The organism is Bacillus sp. AFS059628, assembly GCF_002571225.1.
In the GTDB taxonomy this organism is placed as follows: Bacteria; Bacillota; Bacilli; order Bacillales; family Bacillaceae_G; genus Bacillus_A.
The window spans coordinates 109306-133702 of the sequence record NZ_NVEC01000017.1; the positions used below are offsets into that span (position 1 = coordinate 109306).

Genomic DNA, 24397 nt, shown 5'->3' on the forward strand with positions numbered 1-24397 from the left:
ACTACCATATTGTTCTATAACAATTGCTTTCATTTTCTCTCCTCCTTGCTGTTTATTTTAATAACATACAAATATTTCTCAAAATTTTTCCCCTTGAATTATCATAAACTTATTTTTGGGGGTAAATTGCGTAAGAAGCGTTGCAAGTTCCAAAACGAAACTTACAAACACCTTAGAATCTTTCAAAACTATATTTTAAATTTAATTCAAAAGAAATGGGGAGAACGCTATGGCTGAAAAGATATTTAAAATAAACGGAATCGATATATGTACAGAAAGCTTTGGGAACCCTAAAAACCCAGCTGTTTTATTAATTATGGGTGCTACGTGTTCAATGGTTTATTGGGATGAAGAGTTTTGTGAACAGTTGGCTAACACGGGAAAATTTGTTATTCGTTTTGATAACCGTGATGTGGGACGCTCTGTTGCATACGAACCTGGTACTTCCAATTATACAGTTACACATATGGCAGAAGATGCGATTGGGGTACTTGATGCTTATCATATTAATCAAGCACATCTATTTGGTATGTCTTTAGGTGGTATGATCGCTCAAATTGCTGCTGTAAAACATCCTGAAAGAATTTTATCGTTAACATTATTAGCTACAAGTATAATAGGATCTGATGATAACACGCGCGATTTACCTCCGATGGATGAAAGAATTTTAACACATCACGCAAATGGCACGCATTTAGATTGGACAAATGATAAAGTTGTAGCTGAATATTTAGTTTCCGGATCTCGCCTATTATGTGGATCAAAACGAACTTTTGATGAAAAAAGAGTCTATAAACAAGTAAAACAAGAAATAGAACGAGCTAACAATTTATTAAGTATGTTTAATCACGCTTTACTTCAAGGAGATGATGCATATGAAGGTGTGCTACACTCCATACAAGCACCTACATTAGTCATTCACGGGACGGACGATACTGCTCTCCCTTTCGAACATGGTCTCGCACTTATCGATGAGATTCCTAACTCAGCTCTATTAACTCTTGAAGGTGCCGGGCATGAGATTCACCCTGATGACTGGGAAGACATAATTCATGCTGTTACTGAACATACAGCTAAAATATAGATAAATTACGAATAGAAGGAGTGCAGATTGTCGTGTGCCTCTTCTATTTGTTATATAAAAAGCCCATCACTGTATCCATATGTATAGTGATGGGCAATACTTATATTTTTCTATGTTTAAAAAAACGGACAATCTAATTGATCAACAGCTTCCCATGATTTTTTTTTTATATTATCGGTAGATTTATTTGCTTCTAATGGCACGTTTTTAAAGGGATTTACTTCAACTTTTAATAAGGATGATGGTTCCACGTATAATGAGAAAACATGGCTACTAGGAATTGCTTTTGATACATCAATATCTCCTACTTGTTTAAAGAGTTGCTGCGCTGCAAAGAAAAAGAAATTAGTTGGGTTTGATTGTTTATTTAGCCATGCAAGCATTTCAGGTGATACTGACTTATGAATATTGATTTTCACTCGATCACCACGTTTATATCGCCTAGATCGCATGCTTCCACCAACTAACTTATCGTTAAATTTGTAAACCCTAACTCTTTTTGTTTATGTTCTCTATATTTTGGTGAACAAGTGTAGACTAATAATCCACGTGCATTTGTAAATAATGGATTATCCACAAAGATTACATTTGTTAATCGTCCTTTTTGTTTTAAAATCATTTTTAAACTATTTTTAATAATTACTGCGCCCCCACCATAAATAAATACGTATGGATCGTCCTTCATATCATCAATTTTATTTATGATATCCGTTGCGACACGCGCTGCTAACCCTAATAATGCCGGTTGTGACTCCTCAACTAGTAACGCATTTCTTGGGTGCTTTTCATTTAAATAAATTTGGTTAAACTCTGTAATACTATCAATCGTCTTTGTTGGATACTTCCGGTTCCATCTCGTAATAATTTGTAGTAACGTTTCTTTCACACCATATGATAAGCCCTTACTTAATTGTGGTCTAAAGTTAACACCTAGTGAAACTACTTCTTCTGTCGTCCCTGCGCCAATATCAAAAGATAATAATGTTTTATCAACAAAATCAATTTCTGAAACTTGATTTTGTTCACATTCTATTTTATGTTTTACAACATTTCCTTCTTCATCATATACAATGCCCCACGTCCCAGAAGCGCCCTCAGGTAGGCATTTACAATATTCGATAGAAATATTAATTGTCACATCACGTCCGTTAGGATAATGGAATACAACCTTATGATTGCCCATATAACGTTTCGCATTTTCCGCAGCTATTTCTTGTGTAATAAGCTGCATAGGAAGAGCAACAGATAAATCATATCGAATATTAATATGACTAGAAGTTGGACTTTGACGCATAGCACTTACCGCTAAACCAGATAAAATTGTAATAACCATTAACTCATCAGTTGACTTATTTGATTTCTTCTCAACCTCAGTACCTTTTAATTGATCTTGAATGACTTTTTCTCCAACGATATACCGCACGTTATTTAACATTAACGATGGAGAACTGATGGTCACGTCAATGTGATTTTCTAATTCAGATAAGGAAACATCTCCCTCATCTAACAATCCAGTAGGCTCTCCTATATATAAAGCATAAATACTCGGAATAAAAATAGGATCTTGCCCTTTCACCATTAACTTCAAACCGTTATTTCCTGCATCAGCACCAGCTTTTAATAGAATAGACATAACTACCCCCTAAATTAATCTGACATCCCTTCCAAATATATGCGAGCCCATTCTTTTACATTCAAATGTAATGTAATTTTTTATAAAAGACAAAAACAAAATATTATATTATTCCTTTATCATGTAAAAAGTATTTGACATAAAACTTTTCCAATTTTATACTATGTATGTAAAGAGTTTTTTACAAATATGGAGGTGTCATTTCTAAATTGAATCATAAAAAAATCATTTTCATAATTATCGTCATATCATTAATCGGAATCCTCTTACATGGCGCATATAAATATATAACGGAAGGTTCAATTTTAGGCGGAACAATATTCGCTTTTTCGTTAATACTTGGCAATTTAATTAATCAAATTACTTGGGGAGATCCAAACGGAGTATCGGAAGAAAGCAAAGATGAAATGGGACAGCAAATCCAATATAAAAGTTTTAAAATTGCTTATTTTGTACTAATATGCCTTATGTTTTTTATTTTAGTATTATCAGAAGGATTTGCATTCCTATTACTCGATGAAATAAAGAATCTTCCTCTTTTTATCGCTCTTTGCTCTTCATTCTTTATTTATCCTATTGTCGAACTAATAGTCGCAAAACAATATAAATAAAAAGATGAGATTTTGTAAAGTGATAATAATGTTATTTAATTTTGATTTGAAAATATAAGAGCCTTGCTACAAATTATATTGTAGTAAGGCTCTTTAAAGTTGTTTAATTTCTAACCTTTCAAATGAGATTGTAGACAAATATAAATAATAAATTTGTTTAAATCTTGTTCAACTAAAGCTCCCATTAGTTGAAGTTTAATTCTTCAAAAATTATTGAGATTCTTCTAGAAAATTAAAATCATCATCAATAAGATCCTGTAAATACTCATCAAAGCTGTTTGCAATCACTTCATATTCATCAGGGTCGTGTAAAAAACGAATGATTTGACCACAAACCCCTTTGTCAGAAGGATTAAAATCAATATACAGCTTTGATGTTCCACCGTTGTTCATACAATCTGAAAAGTGAATATACGTGCCAGGGAGAAGTCCTTCTGGATTTATTTTAGAGTCAACAACATCCTCTTCATCTTGATATTCTAAAAGATAGGAGACGTCTTCCCCTTCTTTTGAACTTTCGATCATCTCCTGTGTAGAAAGCAAATAGTATGGATACTCTTCAACATCTGAACCTAAAATACATACCGTGACTTCGGTTTCTCCATATTTCCGCCAATATGTACCATCGATATTTTCAAGTAAACAGATTAATGATTCTGGACAATTCGGATATTTCAACCTTAATATATCAATATTCTCTTTTGTAGCACCGTATGCTTTATTTAGTGCTTCGAGATCATCTGTTGATAATGCTGCTTTCAAACCGTTTAAAAATTTGTTTACCAAATCCATTATTTTACCCTCCCAATAATCTAATATAAATTTTTTGTCTATATACATAACATATATAAGATTTGGCCTTTAACTGTTTTCACATCTAATTTAATTAGTACCATTACGCTCTAGCTCTTCTCGATTAAAGTATTGTTCTAGTAACTCTTTACCTGTTTTGATTGTAGTATAGTACTCTCCACCATACAGTTTTCCTTCTGATGGATTGTGAAAATCTTCGTATTTCTTGAAGTCTTCATTTTCTTCAAATGATTTTTTTGCAAGGTCCATGTCTTCTGCTTCTATTTTAGCAAACAATCTACCTATACCGAATAACCCTTCATCATCAATACTTTCTTCTACAAGATAGTATTCCTCTTCCTCTATAGGTGTCATTTTACTTTTTCTAACAGAATATAGATGACCAGTTTCTTCTTCTCTTACCGTAATAAAAATCCAACCAACTCTTACAACTGTACAAGGTTCTAATCCTAATAGTGTATAGGCAACTACCTTTTGATCTTTCACATATTTCCCCATCTTACCTACCCCTTAATTCGTTTAATTTATACTATAACAATAGTCTCTTAAACATTTATCTGATCTAAGTGAATCTCATCTTTTTATATTTACATTCCTTCAACTATCTTTTTTAATTTACTCACAGTCCGCCAATTCCTAACTGTAGCTGGTGTATGTAACCTCTGAAATTGATTCATTAATTTAGAGTTTCGAATGCTATTTTTGAAAAACACGTACACTACATTTTCATCTATATAACAATCTTCAGTCTCATTTTTTTGCATAAGTAGCTGATCCTTTTCTTTTTCAGAAAGTTCATTTGCTAAAAAGGCAACATGTATACTTTCTCCTTCAAGCAATGAATCGACTTCATAAGGACACCTTTTTATCATATTTATAAATTCAACATGTGTTCTTAACATGACCGGAACATCAAACCCAAAAACGTTTTTAATTTCTGATTGTATTTGTTTATTTAAAAAATCAATATCTTTTTCAGATTCGAACACGATATTACCGCTTTGAATATATGTTTTTACTTGTTTTAACTCTATTGATTCAAACATTTGTTTTAAATCAGCCATTTTGATTATCTTATGCCCGCCTACATTAATTCCTCTTAGAAGCGCAATATAAATGGTCATATCATTTCTCCTTATTCAAATGTGTTTCACAATTGATGTAATAATATAAAAGATAAGAATCTTGCTACATTGTATTGAAGTAAGTTTCTTATCGTTTTTTAATTTCGTTATAGATCCGTTGACCTTTTAAACAAAGGTATATGCCCTCCACTAGGCCCATAAGCAACTCCAATTTTTTCCCATTCATATTTTTCATAATAGCCCTTAAGATCTGAAAATTTGTACCCTCTTTTTGCTGCTTCTAGCAGTCCATGATTCAATAATTTTTTGCCTATAGATTTGCCCCTAAATTTTTCATCTACAAACAAACATGCTAGCCATGGACTCAAATCCTGACGACTATTTAAATCATTGCGAATTAATGCATACGTTCCGATAATCTTATCGTCTACTTTTGCTATGTAAAAACTCGGTATGCCATTTGAATTAGTTAAAGCATTAGTCATACAATCTTCATAAAAAGCACGCCCACCTTCCTCGCCCCATTCTTTCCAAAAAACATCTATTGCCTTATTAAATAAGTCATCCTTTTTAGTAATTGAATTATTTCCATAAAGCTAAGCCTCCTAAAAAATTTTTTTAATGATTGTACAAATAACTAAAATTAATGCTTTTCAAGTATCTTTAATTTTTTATGTATCTAGCTATAATTTCTTCACTGTAAAATATAGCCTTTTAATATTTATTCTCTTATCGTTCTAAATAAAAAAACTTACTACTTTGTTACGCGAGGAGTAAGTTTTTCTTCTCATTATTTTATGATAGGTAAATGCATTATAATTTGTTGACCAATTGGTCCCATTCTTCTAAAACCTTTATCTTGGAAGCCGACTTTTTTGTATAAATTTTGTGCAGGAATATTTTTTTCATTTACAGCAAGTACAACTTCATTTTTTATCGAAAAATAACGTTGTACAAAGTCTTGTAATAGTACCAATGACTTTTTAGCATATCCTTTCCTTTGTCTATCGTAATTTATAGAAAACGATGTTAAAAGTAATGCATCTGGATTGTCTGTGAACTCCTGTACTCTATCTCCCGTTTGCAATGCAAAAAGACCGACAGGTATCCCGTTGTAATCTAAAATAACAATCACATTTTTTGTACGATCACTCTTTGCTTTCTCCAATAATTCGCTCGGATCTGATGTGAATTGAACTTGTTCACTTGGTAAAGTAAATGTTTGTATAACTTCTTTATATTTTTCTTTATACGGAACTAATTGTATTTCCCCAGTATGTATGTTCATGTTAAACTCTCCCATTTTTACTTATTAACTTAAACCTTGTTGCACTTTAGAATGTACTTTTCCATCTAAAAAGGTAATTTCAACTAATGCAGTTGGATTGCTTCCCTTCCAAGCAAAAATTTGTTTAATTTGTGTAGAATCTTCTACACCTTCTTCTATAAGTAAATTACCATCAAAACCAATTAATTCTTTCACTTCTGTATAAGTCATTCCTTCATTTATATTCGAGAAATGATTTATATTAATAGTTTCTTTCTTCTCACTTTCCATCACAGTTGAAGAAGTCGCTGTTTGTTTTTTCACTTCTTTCTTCTGTTCACACGCTGTCATACTGAAACCTAAGCATAAACTACATAATATTAATGCGCTTTTTTTCATCATAACAGTTGTCCCTCCCATAATAATTAAACCATATTTTCCCTTAAAAATAAACTGAATATTTAATATTATATTAGAAAACCCTGCACAATTTAGTACAGGGTTAAGGTTGCTTTTATTTATTCAAATGATTATTTGATTGGTCATCCTGTTCTTTTCTTAGTTCTTGTTCTTCCTCTTTTGGTAATTGTTTATCATTATCTTTAATTGGATTCGTTTCTCGATTTTCAATCATGTCATTTGGAACTTGTGGCATGACTCGGCCAACAATTGCAGCTAACTCATCTAGTATACCTTCGCCTGTTTTTCCTTTTTTAATTTGCTTTCCAATTTGTTTTAGTCTTTCATACGTATCAACATCTGCTACAACGACTGCATTAGCACCATCAGGATCGTTTTTTAAACTTTCTGCAACAGAGTATTTAATGGACTCAACGCGAGTTCGATCAAGTTTCGCTTTTACATCAATACCTACAATAGCATATTTACCGACTACTACGGCAGTTGCATCATTCACACCTGGCACACTCGCAGCTAAAGATGCTAAATGGTCCGCTGCTTTTTCATTTGGCTTATTTGGTTTATTCGTGTAATTAACATTTTTCGTCGAAACATTTTTTTGCTCTGGTTTTTCGTTTGAATTGTCCTTTTTTCCTATACTACAGCCAGTTATAAATAAGCAAAGCATCAACATATATATTAGAATCTTCATTATTCTCACCACTTTACTATTAAAGTTTAATCATAAATTTTTTCAACAGCTTGCATTTTCTTCACTTTTTCCTCTGCGCCGCTATTTGCATTAATGAAAATTTGATACGTATCTTTTCCTAATGTACCTACAAATTCATAGCAAAGTACTTCGTTATGCAAATCATTTACTACGACTGCTTTACGTTCTTCCATAACTTTAACATCTGGATTGATTTTCTTTCTTGCTTCTGCTGCAGTTAGTTTAGATGATGGAACTGTTCGTTTTTGATGTGATGCTAAATATTCTTTTGCGGAGAATCCGACGATAGAACCGTCATCTAAAGCAATTTTCATTTGGATTGCTTCTGGATAAATTCGTACACCATTTTCATTTACTACATACGTAAATACACCAACATTATCATATTGTGAACTATCAAAAAGCTCCATATTCTTAAACTTATGGTCCTTTAAGAATGTCAGACCTTTACTTCCTGCATCGTTTAAACTAATTTTCTGTTCTTTAATTTCTCGATTATTCATAACCCAAATTGGATATCCGCCTTTTCCGGTAATATCCATATAAAATTCATTATTCGTTGCTGGATCTTTTATTTTCACACTATAGAAAGATTCTTTCGCACCTTTTCCGCTTTTTTCAACTTCTACTTTTTCATTCCCTTTTAAATTCAAAAACGATTTTGCAATTTTCGCCGCTTCATCTTTAGAAATTGCCTTTCCTTCCGCTTCAAATCCACCTTTTTTATTTTTTTGTGCACTTGTAAAGGTCGGTCCGAAGTTTGTAGATGAATACGACGTTACGTTTTTCTCTACTGTTTTTAATCCGTCAATAATTGTATTGTCTGTAGGATCACGATTTGATGCGAGTGCCATCTCAACATCCATCCAGCGTAAATTATTTTTCAAAACAAGATGTTGCACTTTTCGTAACTCATCTTGAATATTTCCTGCATTTGAATATAAAGTTTGTAACGTTTTGTATTCTTGATCATTTAACGGCTCTTTTTCTAAATCACGAATGGCTGCACGATAACTAAAATCACCGATATTTGCTAAAAATTCTTCCGTTTTATTAAAAGGCATTAATGTTAAAGGCAGTTGTCCTACATCCGAACGAGCTACAGATGTTATTCTCCATACGTCTGCTAATGCAGGTGATAAAGATGCACGTGAATTCATCGCAAGCGTTGTTCCAATTTTGTCGTGCAATAAATCAACCTCATATGCTAAATCATGAAACGCACGTTGATAACTATTTTCCGCTCGAATTAATACTGCATTCTTCTCTTGATGTTCTTTATAGCCCCAGTATCCTGTTCCGACTACACCGACTGTTAATAATACAATGATAATACCTCGTAACATAGTTCCACCTCCGCTCTATTTACAGAAAATATGTTTCCCAATCTTTTTAATTTGTGGACGAGTCCAAATCCATTTACTTGTTGCAGTATCTGGATTGAAATAATACAATGCATTTCCTGTTGGATCCCATCCATTAATTGCATCTAATACAGCTTTTTTCGCTGTTTCATTTGGCGTTAAATAGATTTGTCCGTCTGCTACCGCGGTAAATGCTCTTGGCTCAAAGATGACACCCGAAACGGTATTTGGGAACGATGCACTTGTAACCCGATTTAAAATAACTGCAGCTACTGCAACTTGTCCTAAGTACGGCTCACCACGAGATTCTCCATATACTGCGTTTGCCATAAGCTGAATGTCATTTTGAGAATAACCATTTGGAACATTTGTCCCTTTATTTTGAGATGGTTTATTCTCTTGTGCAGTACCACCACTATTTCCTTTATTAGAAGTTGACTTATCATACTTCGTTGCTTTTACGAGCATTTGCTTCGTTTTAGCTCCAGCTAAACCATCGACAGGTAATCCGAATTTCTCTTGGAAATTTCGAAGTGCCCAGTATGTACCCCATCCGAAAACACCATCCACTTTTCCCGTATAATATCCGTTATATTTCAAACGAGATTGCAGTTCAATGACATCTTCGCCAGATGCCCCTCTTTGAATGACTTGGTTAGAAAAAGCTTCTACATTTTTCAGTTGTATACTACTGACCATTAAAGATAGTCCTATGAACGCAAGTAAAACTGCTATTTTAAAAATAGCTTTTTGGCGCATAATTTTCCCTCCTTAATTATGTAAATGATTTCTTGGTTATGTTTTGTAAAAGCCTCGCTTTTATGTAAAGAAGACAAAAAAATCCAAACTCATATCGTTGAAAAAATATGTAAACAATATAAAAAAATATAAAAGGAGTTCATCATGAAAACATTGTTAAAGCGGGTCGCACTCGTCATTTTATTTATCACAACATGTTCAAATATATATACTGTCCCATCAATGGTTTATGCGCAGCCTCCGTATGCTAAATGGGGAAAACTTGCTGTAGAAAAGACGAAAGAACAATACCCAAAAGCGCAGATTATTGATTACCTTCATATAGGTAGAAAACCGAAAACCGTTCAAATAACAGTTGAAAAATTCAAATTGTGGCTACGTGAGGATGGAAAAGAATATGGCGTTTTTGTTGATGTTGAATTTGAAACGAAGACGGAGAAATTTATAAAGATAACGTTTCAGAAGACGAGTAGATAAAATGAAAGAACCCGCAGTGTTTATATTTTAAACAGTGCGGGTTCTTTCATTTCTAAACTCCATTCCTATATTTACACCTTTCATACATTCTGTCTGCTTATTTAAACCTATACTGCTCCTGTACATGCTCAATAAACAATTTCAATGGAATAAGTCCACGTTTTGGCATATGACTACTTATAACAGCAACAAGCTCTAACTGTGGAATGACAACGATGTATTGCCCGCCATATCCCATAGCAAAGTATATACAATACGGTATGTGAAATCTTTCGTTATTCAAAACCCACCAGTGATATCCATACGCCCCTACATGTTCATACGTTTCAAATAGAGCTGTACTTGATTCTTCTATCCATTTCGATGATACAATTTCATTCCCCTGCCAATATCCATGCTGCAAGCATAATATTCCGAGCTTTAATAAATCTTTAGATTTCATTTTCATACCGAAACCGCCAACATGTATACCTTGCGGATCTTGTTGCCACTCATACTCGGTAATTTCTAATGGATCAAATAAATATTTTTTCGCAAACTGTTCTGTCGGCATTCCAGTAGCTTCTTGAATAATATAGCTCAGCAAGTGAGAAGACCCTGAGTTATAATTCATTTTTGTAGCTGGTTCTTCCATTATTGGTTTTTCTATTATGTACTGCACCCAGTTTTCCGATTCTACAAAATCATTTGGGAACACTACTCCATTTCCGAACTCTTTCCAATCCTCACCTGTAGTCATCGTTAATAGATGATAAAGAGTCAAATCCCGCTTTTCATTAGATACATTTTCAATCCACTCTATAATCGGTGTATGTATATCATTTATATATCCTTTATCAATTGCAATACCAATTAATATAGATACAATGCTTTTTGTAATCGAGTTTATTTTAAATAGATTATTTTCACACTCTAACGTTTTATAATATTTAGTTGTTAACTCACCTTTTTGATAAACAAGAAATGTATTTACTTTTTTCTTTTCAAATTTATTTTCTAGTTGCTTGAAATCCAAAACTTTACCTCCAATTAAATCATTACCTAATTTATTATATCTTGTAGCTTTCATTAAAACATACTTGTGTTCAAATAAAAAACAAACCTGCCAGTTAATCTGGTAACTATGTCAAAGACATATTAAAAAAGAGATTAAGCAATTAGAAGCTGATTCCTATTTTGAATGGGAGTCAGCTTCTTTAAGTTCCACTAATATCGATAATTGTTATAGTAAACCATACTTTCTTTAAATGCGAAAGAGCAACCTGTTTTTTAGACAAGTCACTCTTTAAATTATTTATTAATTTACTTTTTCGTTTGATAAATTAGTTCGCCACTCATTCGTTGGTGTAAGATAACTAATTATTCTTTCATCGATTAAATCTACTAGTTTATTCTCATATGTATTTCTATAAGGTTTAGGAAGTTCTTCTAGCTAACGTTCCTTTCCAAATTTCAAAAAGAGTAACCTCATTTGGATTATCAATATTATCTGAAAGAACAGCACTTACAAAAGCTAGTTCATGTTCCATCGCTCTCATATTAGCAGATAGTGGTTCTTTGAATTCTTCCTTTTTCCCACTTTTAATTCGAAATCTTCTATAGAGAATTACGTTTTTGTTATTATAACTCATCCATATCAAAATTCATGTAAAACCTTTTTTAAAACAATATCTACTTCTGTCTTTCTACTTCTAATTTGTTACCTTTATTATCTACCATTCTTAAAGAACCTGCTCTGAGAAACTCAACTGTATAATCTACTACCGCATTCATTTGTCTAGCATCTATCTTCTTACCATCTTTAACAAATTCAGTAGGAATCAAAGTTACTTGCTTCTTATCTGCATTATATAACCACGTACCTGTCATATGGTTGTCTTCATAAGAAGTCTTACCAGTATCATCATAAGCCGTGAATGAATTATCTTCTCTAAAGTCTAAACCTTTATGAAACTCAGAACCTCTGTAACTACCCCACGAGCCAAATAACTCTTTACCGTCTGCGGATATTTGCACATTATCATCATCGGATTTAGCAGTTGAAGGAGTATCAGTTTTTGTCCCTGTATCAAAACCAAGAGCGTTTGCTTTTTTTACTGTGGCATCTTCAATTGGTTTGAAACCAGCTTTCCAATAACCATTACCTTCTTTGATTAACTCCATTGATTCTTTTGCTTTTGACTTATCTATGTCTTTAGCATTCGTTTTTGCCATTTTAGCTTGAATTGCATATGCTTTACTATAACAGTCTACCGCCTTTAATATTTCTTTATGTGAGTCTTGATACTCTTTAGGCGGTTCTATTTTATCAAACTTGGTAATAGTCTTTTGTAACTCAGCTTCTTCTTTTACCAACCCTTTTACTAGATCCTTTTCGTCCTTCGTTTTATCTAATGCTATCTCAGTTATAGAAGAAATTTTATTCATTAATTCAGAAGATAAACCAGTCATACGAACTGGATACTGCTCTTTTGATAACTTATCCTTAGTTTCTGACTTAGACTCTACTTTTTCTTTTGGTTTTGCGTCAATTTTATCAGTACCACAACCTGCCAATAACATAATCGGTATCGCAAAACTTACTAGTTTCTTTGCTTTCATTATGTATCCTCCCCTTAGAAAACATTGTAATTATTTTACATATTGTACCATAACATAAATTTTATAAATAAGATATGAAATTTTCTCATAATTAATAGGGATTTTGAGTGTTTTAACAAAATGAAAACAAGTTTATGATTGTAGTAAATCCCGCTCTGTCTGCTTTTAAAAAATTCCCCTTATTGGTTCCTCAGTGTTTTGGAGCACTTTTTACGACCTCAAAACAATAAGACTTAACTTTTTTATTTTTACTTTAATAACACCCTACTCCATTCTTGTCTATTTATTTTCTAATTTGAATACATCTATCAAATTTAGTTATACCGCTAAATCGTTGTACATTTGAATTGTTTTGAAGTTTTTTATCTCTTTAGTTGAAAATATTATTTTACTCATGATGTCCCCTAATCCCCATATCTTGAAATTCAAGTATATAAAAAATACCCGTAGTAAAAACACTCGTTTTCAAGTGTCTTAACTACAGGTACCAGTTTACAGTTCATTACTGACAGTTTTCTTTTTTATAATTTCGTGCGAACATTCCAAAGCTCTGGGAAGAAACATTGATCAAGTACTCGTTTTAAATACGATACACCAGAAGAGCCGCCTGTTCCCATTTTATGTCCGATAATGCGTTCCACCGTTTTCATATGACGGAAACGCCATTGTTGTAGCCAATCTTCGATATCAATTAATTTTTCAGCAAGCTGATATAAGTTCCAATATTTTTTCACATCGGCATACACTTCTAACCATGCTGCTTCTACCGTTGCATCTTCTTCATAAGGCTGTGTAATATCACGATTTAACACATCTTTATGAATAGGGAATCCTTCTTTTACAAGTGCTTGAATTGCCACATCATACAAACTTGGTGCATGTAGCGCTGTATAAAGTCGAGCGTGTAATTCTGGATCTTTTTCATAAATTTTTAATGCATGTGGTGTTTTATAACCAAGCGCATACTCAATCATACGGTATTGATACGATTGAAAACCTGAAGCTTGACCGAGCGAGTCACGAAACTCAATGTACTCTGATGGCGTTAATGTCGCAAGAATATCCCAAGATTGAATAATTTGAGACTGAATTTTTGATACACGTGCTAACATTTTAAAAGCTGGTTGTAATTTATCTTGTTTAATAGATTCAATTGCTGCGTTTAACTCATGTAAAATAAGTTTCATCCAAAGTTCACTTGCTTGGTGAATTACGATAAATAACATTTCATCATGATGGTCTGATAATCTCTTTTGAGAAGATAGTAAACTATCTAATTGTAAATACTCCCCATACGTCATATTCTCTTTAAAGTCCGTATGAATCCCTTTTTCCATAATTACCTTTTCATTTTCTTTCATATTAGCCAAACGCCCCTTTTATATATTTCTACTTATATTGGTCTAATAACTGCTCGAACTGGACTGCCATCTGCCTCTGTTAAGGCAAGTGGTAATGCGATCAATTCATAATCGCCATCTGCTACGTGATCTAGTACGACATTTTCTAAAATGTGTATGCCATGTTGAAATAATTGATGATGTGCTGCTAATTCTTTATCATCTAATGGATCAACTGATGGTACATCCACTCCGATTAAACGTATACCTTTTTCTGAAAGAAATGGTGCTATATCCGCACGTAAATGCGGGATTACATCTGGGAATTCATTCGCTTTACCATGTGAAGATGTGCGTAACAACAACCGTTCTACGCCTTCTAAATGAAAGTTTTCCAATTCCTTTTTCCCGATGCTTTCAAGATTCGAAACATCTATGATACGCGCTGGTCCGACATAAACTTGAACATCTAAGTCTATTACTTTCTTTCCTTCATTATCAAAATGAAACGGTGCATCAATATGAGTGCCTGTATGAATACTCATCGTTAACTTTCCGACATTTACTGAACCACTCTCTTCTTTTGACCATGAAACTTTATACGAGAATGGTGTATCCCCTGGCCAAGTAGCAATATCATTATTTAGCGGTTGTGAAATATCAATCCACTCTGATGTTTTCATACTTAGGCCACAACCTCTCGTTTATTTTCAAACTGCTTATACTCTTCATTTTTCATTATTTTCTTTAATATTTGTACAGATTTCCATACTTCTTCGTATGTGTTATATAAAGCGACCGGTGCAAGTCTTACTCCATTAGGTGCACGGAAATCAGGGATAACTCCATTTGCTTTTAACGCTTTACAAATGCGTGCTGCTTCTGCATGCTCTAAATAAATGTGACCGCCTCGTTTTTCATCCTCAAATGGATTTCCAATTGTAAATCCGAAATCTTTTAATTCATGATCAATCAAATTAAGCATGTATCTTGTAATATGTAATGATTTTTCGCGTAAACGTTCTATACCAGCATCTTTAAACATTTCAAGAGAACCGATTAAAGGTGCAGTACTTAATACGTGTGGTGTCCCAATTTGATAAGCACCTGCATGATCAGCAGCTGTTAATGTATGTTCCATATCAAACTGCTTATCTTTTCTAGAACTAAACCAACCTGATAATCCCGGAAGTCTATTAAAGTGCTTTTTATTTACATAAAGCCCTGCAACACCACCAGGTCCCGCATTTAAGTATTTATAATTACACCAAATCGCGAAATCAACATCCCACTCTTTGAAATGATGCGGAATGGAACCGATTGAATGACATAAATCAAATCCAATATGAATACCACGCTCATGAGCTTCCATTGTTAAACGTTTCATATCAAGAATTTGTCCACTTCTATATAGTACAGAAGGCAATAAAATTAACGCGATGTCATCTGTCATTGCTTGAATAATATCATCTTCAGAAAGTGTTCTACCGTCTCGGCTCTTCACTCGTACTAAATGCTCATCTGGATCTAGGCCCTTTAAACGAATTTGACTTTGAAGTGCATATATATCTGACGGAAATGTTAATTCATCAGCAAGGATTTTTGTACGTATTCCTTTCGGCTCATAAAACGTCGCAATTACTTGGTGAATATTCGTCGTTGTGGAACCGGTTACAATTGTTTCTTCCGGTAAAGCTCCAATAAGAGGCGCAGTCAATTCACCTAATTTCTCTGAAAGGAAAAACCACGGATGCTCTCCTTCAGTCCAGCCGTCAATTCCATACTCCTTCCATGAATCGAGCAACGTAAGTAATGATTTCTCTGCTCTTTTTGAAAGTAGCCCTAATGAGTTTCCATCTAAATATATCGTTCCTTCTTTTTTATAGAATTCAGTTTGAAAATCTTTCAGTTCATCATGTTTATCACATTCAAGCACATATTCATAACTCGGTTGAAATGGTTCTTTATACATGGTGTCACCTTCTTTTAATTTTCTTTTTATTCTAACTAATTGAAATATATCACCTTACTTGATATAACGTCAATGATATTATGTCAGTTGACTTTATATGTGAATTTCTTTTACAATACAGTTATATTTTCAGATATTTCAGTATAAAGAGGTGATTCTTTGAAAAACAGTACTCTTTCATCAAGAAAACACCGCTCCTTAGAAACAAAGAAAAAACTATTACACTCTGGTTACACTATTTTTATACGTAACGGATTTCAAAAAACGACAATTACACAAATTATTAAACATGCAGAAACCGGTTATGGAACGGCATATGTATACTTTAAAAACAAAGATGACCTCCTCATCGTTTTAATGGAAGATGTCATGAATCAATTTTATGATATTGCCGAGCGCTCCTTTTCACCTCAAACAAAAGAAGAAGCATATAAAATGATTCAAAATCAAGTTAGAGCATTTCTGCAACTAGCAAAGAAAGAACGAGCTATTCTACAAGTAGTAGAAGAAGCGATCGGATTATCAAAAGAGATACGTCAAAAATGGGACGAGATACGGGAACGCTTTATAAACAATATTACGCAGGATATTACCTACTCTCAAGAAAATGGATTAGCACAGCCTGAATTAAATAAAGAAATTGTAGCACGTGCTTGGTTCGCAATGAATGAGATGTTTCTTTGGACGATTGTGAAAAATGATAAAAAATTAGAGTTAGAAGAGATAGTACATACATTGACGGAAATGTATACGACCGGGTTATATAAATAACACACCTTCAATAAATAAGGTGTGCTATTTTACATTTATAAAAATATTTTATCTGGGTATGGTAACTAATATTAATTTTCTTTATTATAAGCAGTTTCTACACATTCTGCTAGACGCTCCATTTGTTCCATAGTCAAGCCTCGTGAAATCCAACCTGTTAACTTATACATAATTTTATAATAAAAATTACTAGGTTCATATTCTGAAATTAATGTTAGTGCTGTACCTTCCTCATCTTCTTCTAACATATAAGTCATCGCTGAATAACCTTGCTTCATTTCACTTCCTAGCGAAATAATATGTGGTGCATCGTATTCAATGATTTCTACTTCTGCCTCAATTATTTTCTTACCGACTTTTTGAACAGAGATATATGTATCTCCTACACATGGATTCTCTTTATCCATATTTGAAGGATAACGATTTTCTATTATAAACGTATTCCATTCTTTTATTTTTTCATCTTCTACAATATAGTCACAAACTACATCAATTGGTGCTTTTATTACTATTTCTAGTGCGAAACTCATTAAACTGCCCCTCTCAAATACCCTATCCAATTCTATATTAACTAAATCATTATGCCATATTTTATATAGTGAAATACAAGTAGAATTTTAACTTTTATTTTGAGAATGCTTATTGTCATAAGAAAATCATTTAAAATATTTTATAAACGATACAATAATTAAAAATAAAGCAACAAGTAGTAAAGCAATTCCTATACTCCTATTTTCTGTTTCTTTATTTTTGAAATTTTGTACCCCCATACTAACTAACATAAATCCTAACAGTGTTTGTAAAATTAGTACACTTTGTTTCGAAGCATCATCCCAACTATAAATGGAATACCCCATTACAATAATTGCAAGTAAAATTGTTAAGATTCTATTCATACGTAAATCCCTCCTATAAAAGAAGCCACTAAGTTTCCTTAGCGACTTTCTTAACAATTTATATTTACAAAATTGCTTTTTATGAATTTGATATAGGTCCAAAGAATTTCCTAGCCAATATAACGACTTATGTCAGTACACCTTTTCTTTATTCATTCTACTTACAATCCCAACTATAAATTTATATTCAATCCTCCTCTTCTTACCCTTTTTAAACCCTTCTTTCGTATCGAAAATAAAACATGATTTCCGAAACCAAATTCGTACATATAAAGACTCAAAATAAATAGGTTTTATAATTCCTCGTTCCTCAAGTTCAGTTCCATCTGTATTTTCTGTTTCTGTTCGAACGAACCACCTATTTCCAATACCAATTTCAATATACTTCACATAAGTCCCCCTTTCGGAAATTTATTTTCAACTATTTTATTATTTCCCCGGCAAGCGCACATTCCGACAGAACATGAGCTCACAAAGAAAAAAGTAGATTACAAAAATCTACTTTATAGCTTATATTTCTGCATTCGTTTATAAAATGTACTTCGAGGTACATCTAACAGTTTTGCGGCTAACGAAACATTTCCGTTCGTCTTTTCTAGCGCTTCAATCATGCTATCACGCTGTATTCTTTCACGGAAATTTAATGTATGCTCTGTTTTATTTTCTGCTTGCAATGCAAGTTGATGTTGATTTCCCATTATTGTTTGTAATAAAAAAGAGATTTGTTTTTCACATATTTCCCGTCCTTGCGACAAAATGTAAATACGTTCTAATACATTTAATAACTCTCGAATATTTCCGGGCCATGTATGCTGTAAAAATTGATTACAGATACTCTTTGGAAATACAACATTCCAATCTTTTTGTTCACAAAAATGTTGTATGAAGTACGGAATATCCTCTATTCTTTCTATTAACGATGGAACATATAGCGGATACACATGTAAACGATAGTATAAATCTTGACGGAATTTCCCTTCTTCTACTAATCGCAATAAATCTTTATGTGTCGCAGTAATGATACGAATATTTACTGGTATCTCTTTTGAACTGCCAATTGGGGTTACTGTTCGTTCTTGTAAAACACGCAATAATGCGACTTGCATCTCTGGCGGCACTTCACCAATTTCATCTAAAAATATTGTACCACCGTCTGCTTGCTCGAATTTCCCTTTATATCCGTGGCGCCGCGCACCTGTAAATGCACCTTCAGCATAACCGAATAATTCACTTTCCATTAATTCTTTCGGCAATGAACCGCAGTTAACAGCTATAAAAGGACCATTTTTTCTTGGACTATTTTCATGAATCGCTCTCGCTACATATTCTTTCCCTACACCTGTTTCACCACAAACATATACACTAACGTCAGTTGGAGATACTAGCTTAATTTCGTCTAAAGTATGTTGAAATGCATCGCTTGTCCCAATAACTCCAGGGAAAGTAATTCCGTTTATAGATGGGGAAGTAGAAAATACATTTCCTTGTTTATTTTCCTTTACATAAATACATTTCCCAATCATTCTATCATTACTATATACTGGTACCTCTAACTTAGGTTTCAATCCATTTTGCATTAGATCTTCAAGTTTCATTCGTGACCAATTAGAAACTCGTTCTCGAACCTTCTTGCTTGCAGAAACGATAACATCACGATGATTACAAATAACAACTTGTTCATCACTGTCAACTACATCTAAAAAACGATGGATTAAATGTAATTCATTTTGATGCACTCGAATACTACATTCACGTTCAATCGCATGTGCAATCGAAGTTACCATCCCGAGCATATACGGATGGGAAAATTCAATTGGACAAGAGAAATCTAGAACTCCTATTAATTTCCCGTCATCATTATGAATGGGAGCAGCCGCACAGCTCCAGCTATGAGATGCGACAGAATAATGCTCTGTACCACTTATCATAATAGCCTCTTCAATCTGTAACGCGGTTCCTATCGCATTTGTACCAACAGCTGCTTCCGTCCATTTCACACCTTCAATGAAGTTAATGTGTTTCGCTCGTTTCAACGTTTGTTGATTTCCACTTAACGATAGAACGTAACCGTCTGGATCAATTAATAATGCCATCATTTGCAGTTCATCAATGGTTTTTCTCATTTTTTGTATTAGAGGTATTGCTATATCTAGGAAGATTTCACTCTTTTTCTTTTGATCCTGAAAAATATTAGAAGACAAAATTTTCTGACCTTTATTCATATGAGGATTCACATTTGCTTGTTTACATCGATGCCATGACTCTGAAATTCTTTCGTTAATACGTTTCGAATCAAGGACTCCTTCATCAACAAACTTTTTCCATGTATGTAAGTAAAACGGTGAAGCTAACATTGTATCATCTCCCTATTCATTGTTTTGGAGATCTGTAAAAACATACTTTTATTATAAAACTGTATAAAAGCGTTTTCAATAAATCTAGAAAGACGACACAAATATGTTAATAATTTGAATATCTTAATGCGCTTCTTTATTCTTTTTTAGTAAAACTATATTTTGTATGATAGACGCAAAGAAAACACATGACCAAAACCACTTTTGTGGATTGCCGTTTATAAAGAAAACTATCAACGCTATTGCAAATAAAATAGTGGATGCTAAACTAAAATATAATTTTGTTTTCATTCCCATTATGCATCACTCTTCAATCACTTTACAGTACATACTAACTCTTCATTTTTTAACTCTAATATGTACTTCTGTAAAACATATTCTCTTCCGCCATGTTTTTCATACCACTCATGTATTCTGTTAACATGTATCTTGTCGTTTCTAATTTTCGATTTAATGTCTTTATACTGGTCATAACTATCATATTCCCATATGGCGAATATTTCTGTTGTTCCATCATTATTATCTTTCATCCAGCGTCCTATTAACCTGGAACCATGCTTTAATTGATTGGGTAAGTTCGTGTTAGTAAAATGCTCATTAAATGTTTCTACAAATTCATTCTTTACTATATAGTACTTTCTTCTGTAAAACATCCCACTACACCTCTTTTATGAATCTTCCCATTACAACCGTATTATAATACTTCCCATCCGACAGTCTTTTATCATATTTCAAAATACCTTCTACTTCAAAACCTAATTTTTTATACAGCTGAATGGCTTTTTCATTTGTCTCTAACACTTGTAATGATATCTTTTTTACTTCATTTTCATTAGCCCACTGAATAGATTGTTGCAAGAGACTCTTCCCGATTCCATATCCCCAAAACTCTCTTAAAATACAAACGCCAAACTCTACTTTATGGGATAATCTTTTCAAATTTGATCCTTCACATCTTGAAAACCCTACAATTTGGTTGTGCACTTCTGCAACTAAAAAGAGATTCTTCACCTCTTCACTATCTGCTTTTATTCTTTTTTGAAAACCTATTTTATCTATAAATCCCTCTCCAGCTTCTCTATCCATATTTTCAGTTTCGCCATCGATCTGAACTCTAATCTTCGATAATTGCTCCGCATCCGTTTCAGCTGCTGAACGAATTGTGTAAGTTAATCCATTTATATGAAACTCTTGTTCTTTTATAATCATTTTAAACTCCTTTTAAATGCAGTCTATTGATGCTATCAAAATTTCTTTGCCTTGTTTCTCAAATTGTTGAATCATTTCTTTAGGAGCTTCTTCATCTGTTATTATAAGTTCAATTTCTCTCAGTGACTCTCCTTTAATAAAGCAATCTCTTCCAAGTTTAGCATGCGGAGCTAAACAAATATTTCTTCTAGCAATTTTACTTACTGTTTTTCCAAAATAAGCAACTTCCGGCGTTGTAGTACTTATACCATTCAATGAAATGCCAACACCTGTAGAGAAATAAATATCAATTGATAACCTACTGATCATTTCAGAGGCAAGTGTATCTGTCATATTTCCTGATGGTTTCATCTTTCCACCAATTAAATACGTTTCTACATTCTTATAATCCCGTAACTTACTAGCAATTTCTAAAGCATTCGTAATCACTGTAAATGACGTTTCAGGTAAATACTTTAACATTGCATAATGGATAGAAGCTCCGCCAATAAAAACGGAATCTCCTTCTTGTATGTAGGATGCAGCAACTTTCGCAATCGCTTCTTCACCTAGTGAACTATCACGATAACATTTCGATGGTTCAGCAGTTAAATTTCTTACTCTAGTAAGTTCGATTGCACCTCCATGTGTTCTTTTTAACAAGCCATCCTTCTCCATAATAGACAAATCTCTTCTTATAGAATCAATAGACATATCGAAACTTTCCGCAAGATCTTTAGCAATTACCCTTCCGTTTTTCTTAAGTAATTCTAAAATTTTCTCTCTACGCTCTTCAGTAAACATGTATCCACCGCCGTCATTGAAGATTCTGAAACTTTATTTTTATTTTAATTATATGCATGTCTCTTCCGTTTTACAATATTTTCAATTCTTATTCACTCTGTTTTATTCAGCTTTTTCCCTCTTTCTATTCCATTTCCTTCCTATTCATGTAAAATTATTCCTATGTTTTACTTTTTAACACAGAAAGAAATTATTATGAAATCTATAATGAAAGTAACTTGTACAGCATTATTATTTACAGGACTTATGGCAGGATGTAGTGGGAATACTGCACCGAAACAAGAAAAGAGCGCTCTTGAAAAAAATGCAATGCACTATGGGGAAATAGTTAAAAATGAATACTATAGAGCAACTGTTGAAAATGCTAAATTCGAAAAAATAGACAAAGAGTGGCGTCTCACAGCTCGTGTTACTATAAATAACGCTCGTGCTGACGGACAAACGATAGATCTTTCAGAAATAAAATATTTCATAAAAGATGAAAAAACGGGTAAAAAATACGAAGGTGAAGTTATACAAAATGAAAATGCTAAAAAGGTTCCATCTGAGTTTTCTTTAACTAGCGACATTGAATTTAATATGAAAACTTCACCAAAAGATTTAAATCATATATATTTATACATAGATAGCAAAGCTGCGCCGTTAACAGATACATATTGGAAACTTGATAATTTAGCATCTAAATAAAAAACAGTCCTATAAGACTGTTTTTTATTTGTAAACTTATCTCAAGCAGTACGCCTTTTGCACAAATCGTCACTTCTTCAAATGGACAATCAAATAAAACACCCAATTCGAACCCTTCATTCGTAAGATCTATTTCATGACATAACCACCAAGCACCTTCAAAATCTTCCGGAATAGAACATTTCGTTACCCCTGTAAAAGTTACTTGCAGTTTATCAAATTCACTGAACGTACCGCTGCAATCCAAAGCAATAATTAGCGTATCTTTTGATAATCTCTCTACTGATTTGACCACACTATCATGTAGTGAGTATTCATGTAGTTTAACGACATTCTGCGCGAGCTTTTCTTTTATAATATTATAATTATCTATACAAGCTTGTTCTAAATCATTCATTCTTTTCTCATAATCTTCAGTCCACTCAAGCATAAGTTTCTTTAACTTTTCCGATGGGTATTCTGAATTAATTGTATTGTCATGAATATATGGATGTAATGACTTAGGGAGAAACTTTAATAAATCTTCTTTCTTTTCTTCCACGTCTTCTCTTAAACTTTGCTTATAATCTATTCCTAACTTTTCGCTCTCTCGTAACATCTCTTCCCATTCTTCTACTGTTTCTGGAAAAATTAAAAATCCAGATACTTGCATTTCTTTATACCAATCTTTATTAAAATACTTCAAAGACTTTCCCCCTAAAACATTTTAACATCCAACAAAGGCAATACATCTATTTATTATATCATTCCAATAACCGTTTTTTCTAAAGAAAAAATACAAAACTGTAAATATTCCGCCTATTATTTCTAAAACTTCAGAATATTTACAATAGTAGATAATTAGAATACATTTTACTAGTACAAAGATTCACCTGTACAAAAATCTAAACAAAAAGGGATGGTTATATGTTGAAGAAATTAGTAGCAGGTACATTAGTAGCGGGATTTGCATTAACTGTAGGACTAGGAGTAGCGAGTGCTGAAGAAAAAAGTAACACAATTAAGTCTTTTGATTATTTAAAAGTGGATGAACAGAATGTTAATTCACTTACAAAAGTAAGTGATCAGGATAAGAAAGATATCCAAATTACTATGGTATTACCAGAGCAAAATGAAAATGGAGATTGGTTAGCTTACGGTTTTACTAGCCGTGAAACATTAGATGCTTATATTGAAAAGGATAAAAAAGCACTTAAAAATAAAATTAATCCTTTAGGTAGCGGTGCTGGTAGTACTGATTTTTATGAACATAAAGATAAAGGTGGCCAATATATTTACTGGAGCAGCGGTTTTAAAAACTTACCTTCTAGCTGGAATGACAGAATTTCTTCTGTAAGTACAGCATCGCCTTCAGCGAGTTATTCAACGACACTTTGGGAGCACACTTCAACACAAGGCTATGGAAAAGGTGTTGTATTCAAACATGCTGATTGGTACGGTAAAACTGCTAATTTAGCTGCTGATTGGAATGATATTACTTCAGCGATTGATGTAAAAAAATAATAGGATATTCAATTTTTTCTGTAAAAATTCAAACCACTATTCTCTTATTCATTTAG

30 protein-coding genes and 1 pseudogene are annotated in these 24397 nt (G+C 33.0%); 6 read left to right on the top strand and 25 right to left on the bottom strand.

All coding sequences use genetic code 11. The features are described from left to right. The first annotated feature begins 229 nt into the window (after positions 1-229). The gene (gene mleBCA / locus COL05_RS07735) at positions 230-1084 is read left to right on the top strand and encodes a BCA family alpha/beta fold macrolide esterase (protein WP_098668165.1); all 855 of its coding nucleotides are present in this window, start codon (positions 230-232) and stop codon (positions 1082-1084) included. A gap of 116 nt (positions 1085-1200) precedes the next feature. Here mleBCA and COL05_RS07740 read toward each other — a convergent pair whose 3' ends face one another. Both COL05_RS07740 and COL05_RS07745 read right to left on the bottom strand, forming a co-directional pair. Continuing rightward, the gene (locus COL05_RS07740) at positions 1201-1536 is read right to left on the bottom strand and encodes a hypothetical protein (RefSeq protein ID WP_001257753.1); all 336 of its coding nucleotides are present in this window, start codon (positions 1534-1536) and stop codon (positions 1201-1203) included. A gap of 11 nt (positions 1537-1547) precedes the next feature. Continuing rightward, on the bottom strand, positions 1548-2717 hold the full coding sequence (locus COL05_RS07745; RefSeq protein ID WP_071759329.1) for a ParM/StbA family protein: 1170 nt from the start codon (positions 2715-2717) through the stop codon (positions 1548-1550). Positions 2718-2926: 209 nt separating this feature from the next. Between COL05_RS07745 and COL05_RS07750 the strand changes: the two genes are divergently transcribed. Next, positions 2927-3328, top strand: a complete 402-nt coding sequence (locus COL05_RS07750) for a hypothetical protein (RefSeq protein WP_098668166.1) — start codon at positions 2927-2929, stop codon at positions 3326-3328. 210 nt (positions 3329-3538) lie between these two features. Here COL05_RS07750 and COL05_RS07755 read toward each other — a convergent pair whose 3' ends face one another. The 9 genes and pseudogenes from COL05_RS07755 to sleB form a co-directional block, all read right to left on the bottom strand. Then, positions 3539-4120, bottom strand: a complete 582-nt coding sequence (locus COL05_RS07755; protein ID WP_098668167.1) for an SMI1/KNR4 family protein — start codon at positions 4118-4120, stop codon at positions 3539-3541. A 90-nt stretch (positions 4121-4210) separates the two neighbouring features. After that, complete coding sequence (locus COL05_RS07760; protein ID WP_001978116.1) at positions 4211-4639, bottom strand: hypothetical protein; 429 nt, start codon at positions 4637-4639, stop codon at positions 4211-4213. Positions 4640-4728: 89 nt separating this feature from the next. Beyond that, positions 4729-5265: a DUF1697 domain-containing protein gene (locus COL05_RS07765; protein WP_098668168.1), complete on the bottom strand. Its 537-nt coding sequence runs from the start codon at positions 5263-5265 to the stop codon at positions 4729-4731. A 107-nt stretch (positions 5266-5372) separates the two neighbouring features. Beyond that, positions 5373-5818: pseudogene (locus tag COL05_RS07770) on the bottom strand (GNAT family N-acetyltransferase). A gap of 198 nt (positions 5819-6016) precedes the next feature. Beyond that, complete coding sequence (locus tag COL05_RS07775) at positions 6017-6514, bottom strand: GNAT family N-acetyltransferase (protein WP_048525822.1); 498 nt, start codon at positions 6512-6514, stop codon at positions 6017-6019. A gap of 24 nt (positions 6515-6538) precedes the next feature. Beyond that, positions 6539-6895, bottom strand: coding sequence for a hypothetical protein (locus COL05_RS07780; protein ID WP_048525824.1), 357 nt, complete (start codon positions 6893-6895; stop codon positions 6539-6541). A 112-nt stretch (positions 6896-7007) separates the two neighbouring features. After that, positions 7008-7604 (bottom strand): YhcN/YlaJ family sporulation lipoprotein, encoded by a 597-nt coding sequence (locus COL05_RS07785; protein WP_048525826.1) that lies wholly within the window; start codon positions 7602-7604, stop codon positions 7008-7010. Positions 7605-7630: 26 nt separating this feature from the next. Continuing rightward, the gene (gene ypeB, locus COL05_RS07790) at positions 7631-8971 is read right to left on the bottom strand and encodes a germination protein YpeB (RefSeq protein ID WP_098668169.1); all 1341 of its coding nucleotides are present in this window, start codon (positions 8969-8971) and stop codon (positions 7631-7633) included. Positions 8972-8986: 15 nt separating this feature from the next. Next, positions 8987-9748: a spore cortex-lytic enzyme gene (gene sleB, locus COL05_RS07795; protein ID WP_098668170.1), complete on the bottom strand. Its 762-nt coding sequence runs from the start codon at positions 9746-9748 to the stop codon at positions 8987-8989. A 144-nt stretch (positions 9749-9892) separates the two neighbouring features. Between sleB and COL05_RS07800 the strand changes: the two genes are divergently transcribed. Continuing rightward, positions 9893-10225 (top strand): YqzG/YhdC family protein, encoded by a 333-nt coding sequence (locus COL05_RS07800; protein ID WP_098668171.1) that lies wholly within the window; start codon positions 9893-9895, stop codon positions 10223-10225. A gap of 97 nt (positions 10226-10322) precedes the next feature. Here the strand turns inward: COL05_RS07800 and COL05_RS07805 are convergent, their stop codons facing one another. The 6 genes from COL05_RS07805 to kynU form a co-directional block, all read right to left on the bottom strand. After that, the gene (locus COL05_RS07805) at positions 10323-11240 is read right to left on the bottom strand and encodes a serine hydrolase domain-containing protein (RefSeq protein ID WP_098668172.1); all 918 of its coding nucleotides are present in this window, start codon (positions 11238-11240) and stop codon (positions 10323-10325) included. A 400-nt stretch (positions 11241-11640) separates the two neighbouring features. Continuing rightward, on the bottom strand, positions 11641-11856 hold the full coding sequence (locus tag COL05_RS31630) for a putative quinol monooxygenase (protein WP_218937597.1): 216 nt from the start codon (positions 11854-11856) through the stop codon (positions 11641-11643). A gap of 40 nt (positions 11857-11896) precedes the next feature. Then, complete coding sequence (locus COL05_RS07815; RefSeq protein ID WP_098668173.1) at positions 11897-12826, bottom strand: DUF3994 domain-containing protein; 930 nt, start codon at positions 12824-12826, stop codon at positions 11897-11899. Between the two features lie 521 nt (positions 12827-13347). Next, a complete protein-coding gene (gene kynA / locus COL05_RS07820; protein ID WP_098254560.1) occupies positions 13348-14187 on the bottom strand; it encodes a tryptophan 2,3-dioxygenase in 840 nt (279 codons plus the stop codon). 32 nt (positions 14188-14219) lie between these two features. Continuing rightward, the gene (kynB, locus tag COL05_RS07825; protein ID WP_098668174.1) at positions 14220-14849 is read right to left on the bottom strand and encodes an arylformamidase; all 630 of its coding nucleotides are present in this window, start codon (positions 14847-14849) and stop codon (positions 14220-14222) included. Positions 14850-14851: 2 nt separating this feature from the next. Continuing rightward, positions 14852-16138: a kynureninase gene (gene kynU / locus COL05_RS07830; protein WP_098668175.1), complete on the bottom strand. Its 1287-nt coding sequence runs from the start codon at positions 16136-16138 to the stop codon at positions 14852-14854. 159 nt (positions 16139-16297) lie between these two features. Between kynU and COL05_RS07835 the strand changes: the two genes are divergently transcribed. After that, positions 16298-16909 carry a TetR/AcrR family transcriptional regulator gene (locus COL05_RS07835; RefSeq protein WP_098668176.1) on the top strand — a complete coding sequence of 204 codons (612 nt, stop codon included), beginning with the start codon at positions 16298-16300 and terminating at the stop codon, positions 16907-16909. A gap of 71 nt (positions 16910-16980) precedes the next feature. On the opposite strand, the gene COL05_RS07840 is transcribed toward COL05_RS07835, so the two are convergent. The 7 genes from COL05_RS07840 to COL05_RS07875 form a co-directional block, all read right to left on the bottom strand. After that, the gene (locus COL05_RS07840) at positions 16981-17439 is read right to left on the bottom strand and encodes an SRPBCC domain-containing protein (protein ID WP_098668177.1); all 459 of its coding nucleotides are present in this window, start codon (positions 17437-17439) and stop codon (positions 16981-16983) included. A gap of 126 nt (positions 17440-17565) precedes the next feature. Beyond that, positions 17566-17805: a DUF3953 domain-containing protein gene (locus tag COL05_RS07845; protein ID WP_142337393.1), complete on the bottom strand. Its 240-nt coding sequence runs from the start codon at positions 17803-17805 to the stop codon at positions 17566-17568. Positions 17806-17937: 132 nt separating this feature from the next. Beyond that, positions 17938-18195 carry a DUF3977 family protein gene (locus tag COL05_RS07850; protein ID WP_098668178.1) on the bottom strand — a complete coding sequence of 86 codons (258 nt, stop codon included), beginning with the start codon at positions 18193-18195 and terminating at the stop codon, positions 17938-17940. 113 nt (positions 18196-18308) lie between these two features. Then, positions 18309-20159, bottom strand: a complete 1851-nt coding sequence (locus COL05_RS07855; RefSeq protein ID WP_098668179.1) for a sigma-54-dependent Fis family transcriptional regulator — start codon at positions 20157-20159, stop codon at positions 18309-18311. A gap of 314 nt (positions 20160-20473) precedes the next feature. Further along, positions 20474-20812: an NIPSNAP family protein gene (locus COL05_RS07865; protein WP_098668181.1), complete on the bottom strand. Its 339-nt coding sequence runs from the start codon at positions 20810-20812 to the stop codon at positions 20474-20476. A gap of 4 nt (positions 20813-20816) precedes the next feature. After that, positions 20817-21368, bottom strand: a complete 552-nt coding sequence (locus tag COL05_RS07870; RefSeq protein ID WP_098668182.1) for a GNAT family N-acetyltransferase — start codon at positions 21366-21368, stop codon at positions 20817-20819. 12 nt (positions 21369-21380) lie between these two features. After that, positions 21381-22151 (bottom strand): DeoR/GlpR family DNA-binding transcription regulator, encoded by a 771-nt coding sequence (locus COL05_RS07875; protein WP_098668183.1) that lies wholly within the window; start codon positions 22149-22151, stop codon positions 21381-21383. A 195-nt stretch (positions 22152-22346) separates the two neighbouring features. Between COL05_RS07875 and COL05_RS07885 the strand changes: the two genes are divergently transcribed. Next, positions 22347-22838, top strand: coding sequence for a hypothetical protein (locus COL05_RS07885; protein ID WP_098668200.1), 492 nt, complete (start codon positions 22347-22349; stop codon positions 22836-22838). Here COL05_RS07885 and COL05_RS07890 read toward each other — a convergent pair. Next, positions 22831-23523, bottom strand: coding sequence for a DUF4085 family protein (locus tag COL05_RS07890; RefSeq protein ID WP_098668185.1), 693 nt, complete (start codon positions 23521-23523; stop codon positions 22831-22833). The genes COL05_RS07885 and COL05_RS07890 overlap by 8 nt on opposite strands. 221 nt (positions 23524-23744) lie before the next feature. On the opposite strand from COL05_RS07890, the gene COL05_RS07895 reads away from it, so the two are divergent. Beyond that, positions 23745-24341, top strand: a complete 597-nt coding sequence (locus tag COL05_RS07895; RefSeq protein ID WP_098668186.1) for a hypothetical protein — start codon at positions 23745-23747, stop codon at positions 24339-24341. Positions 24342-24397 lie beyond the last annotated feature (56 nt).

Bases quoted from the DNA above. Each gene is read 5' to 3' on its own strand.
- mleBCA (WP_098668165.1), top strand. From the start codon at position 230: ATGGCTGAAAAGATATTTAAAATAAACGGAATCGATATATGTACAGAA.
- COL05_RS07740 (WP_001257753.1), bottom strand. From the start codon at position 1,536: ATGCGATCTAGGCGATATAAACGTGGTGATCGAGTGAAAATCAATATT.
- COL05_RS07745 (WP_071759329.1), bottom strand. From the start codon at position 2,717: ATGTCTATTCTATTAAAAGCTGGTGCTGATGCAGGAAATAACGGTTTG.
- COL05_RS07755 (WP_098668167.1), bottom strand. From the start codon at position 4,120: ATGGATTTGGTAAACAAATTTTTAAACGGTTTGAAAGCAGCATTATCA.
- COL05_RS07760 (WP_001978116.1), bottom strand. From the start codon at position 4,639: ATGGGGAAATATGTGAAAGATCAAAAGGTAGTTGCCTATACACTATTA.
- COL05_RS07765 (WP_098668168.1), bottom strand. From the start codon at position 5,265: ATGACCATTTATATTGCGCTTCTAAGAGGAATTAATGTAGGCGGGCAT.
- COL05_RS07775 (WP_048525822.1), bottom strand. From the start codon at position 6,514: ATGAACATACATACTGGGGAAATACAATTAGTTCCGTATAAAGAAAAA.
- COL05_RS07780 (WP_048525824.1), bottom strand. From the start codon at position 6,895: ATGATGAAAAAAAGCGCATTAATATTATGTAGTTTATGCTTAGGTTTC.
- COL05_RS07785 (WP_048525826.1), bottom strand. From the start codon at position 7,604: ATGAAGATTCTAATATATATGTTGATGCTTTGCTTATTTATAACTGGC.
- ypeB (WP_098668169.1), bottom strand. From the start codon at position 8,971: ATGTTACGAGGTATTATCATTGTATTATTAACAGTCGGTGTAGTCGGA.
- sleB (WP_098668170.1), bottom strand. From the start codon at position 9,748: ATGCGCCAAAAAGCTATTTTTAAAATAGCAGTTTTACTTGCGTTCATA.
- COL05_RS07800 (WP_098668171.1), top strand. From the start codon at position 9,893: ATGAAAACATTGTTAAAGCGGGTCGCACTCGTCATTTTATTTATCACA.
- COL05_RS31630 (WP_218937597.1), bottom strand. From the start codon at position 11,856: ATGAGTTATAATAACAAAAACGTAATTCTCTATAGAAGATTTCGAATT.
- COL05_RS07815 (WP_098668173.1), bottom strand. From the start codon at position 12,826: ATGAAAGCAAAGAAACTAGTAAGTTTTGCGATACCGATTATGTTATTG.
- kynA (WP_098254560.1), bottom strand. From the start codon at position 14,187: ATGAAAGAAAATGAAAAGGTAATTATGGAAAAAGGGATTCATACGGAC.
- kynB (WP_098668174.1), bottom strand. From the start codon at position 14,849: ATGAAAACATCAGAGTGGATTGATATTTCACAACCGCTAAATAATGAT.
- kynU (WP_098668175.1), bottom strand. From the start codon at position 16,138: ATGTATAAAGAACCATTTCAACCGAGTTATGAATATGTGCTTGAATGT.
- COL05_RS07840 (WP_098668177.1), bottom strand. From the start codon at position 17,439: ATGAGTTTCGCACTAGAAATAGTAATAAAAGCACCAATTGATGTAGTT.
- COL05_RS07845 (WP_142337393.1), bottom strand. From the start codon at position 17,805: ATGAATAGAATCTTAACAATTTTACTTGCAATTATTGTAATGGGGTAT.
- COL05_RS07855 (WP_098668179.1), bottom strand. From the start codon at position 20,159: ATGTTAGCTTCACCGTTTTACTTACATACATGGAAAAAGTTTGTTGAT.
- COL05_RS07865 (WP_098668181.1), bottom strand. From the start codon at position 20,812: ATGTTTTACAGAAGAAAGTACTATATAGTAAAGAATGAATTTGTAGAA.
- COL05_RS07870 (WP_098668182.1), bottom strand. From the start codon at position 21,368: ATGATTATAAAAGAACAAGAGTTTCATATAAATGGATTAACTTACACA.
- COL05_RS07875 (WP_098668183.1), bottom strand. From the start codon at position 22,151: ATGTTTACTGAAGAGCGTAGAGAGAAAATTTTAGAATTACTTAAGAAA.
- COL05_RS07885 (WP_098668200.1), top strand. From the start codon at position 22,347: ATGAAATCTATAATGAAAGTAACTTGTACAGCATTATTATTTACAGGA.
- COL05_RS07895 (WP_098668186.1), top strand. From the start codon at position 23,745: ATGTTGAAGAAATTAGTAGCAGGTACATTAGTAGCGGGATTTGCATTA.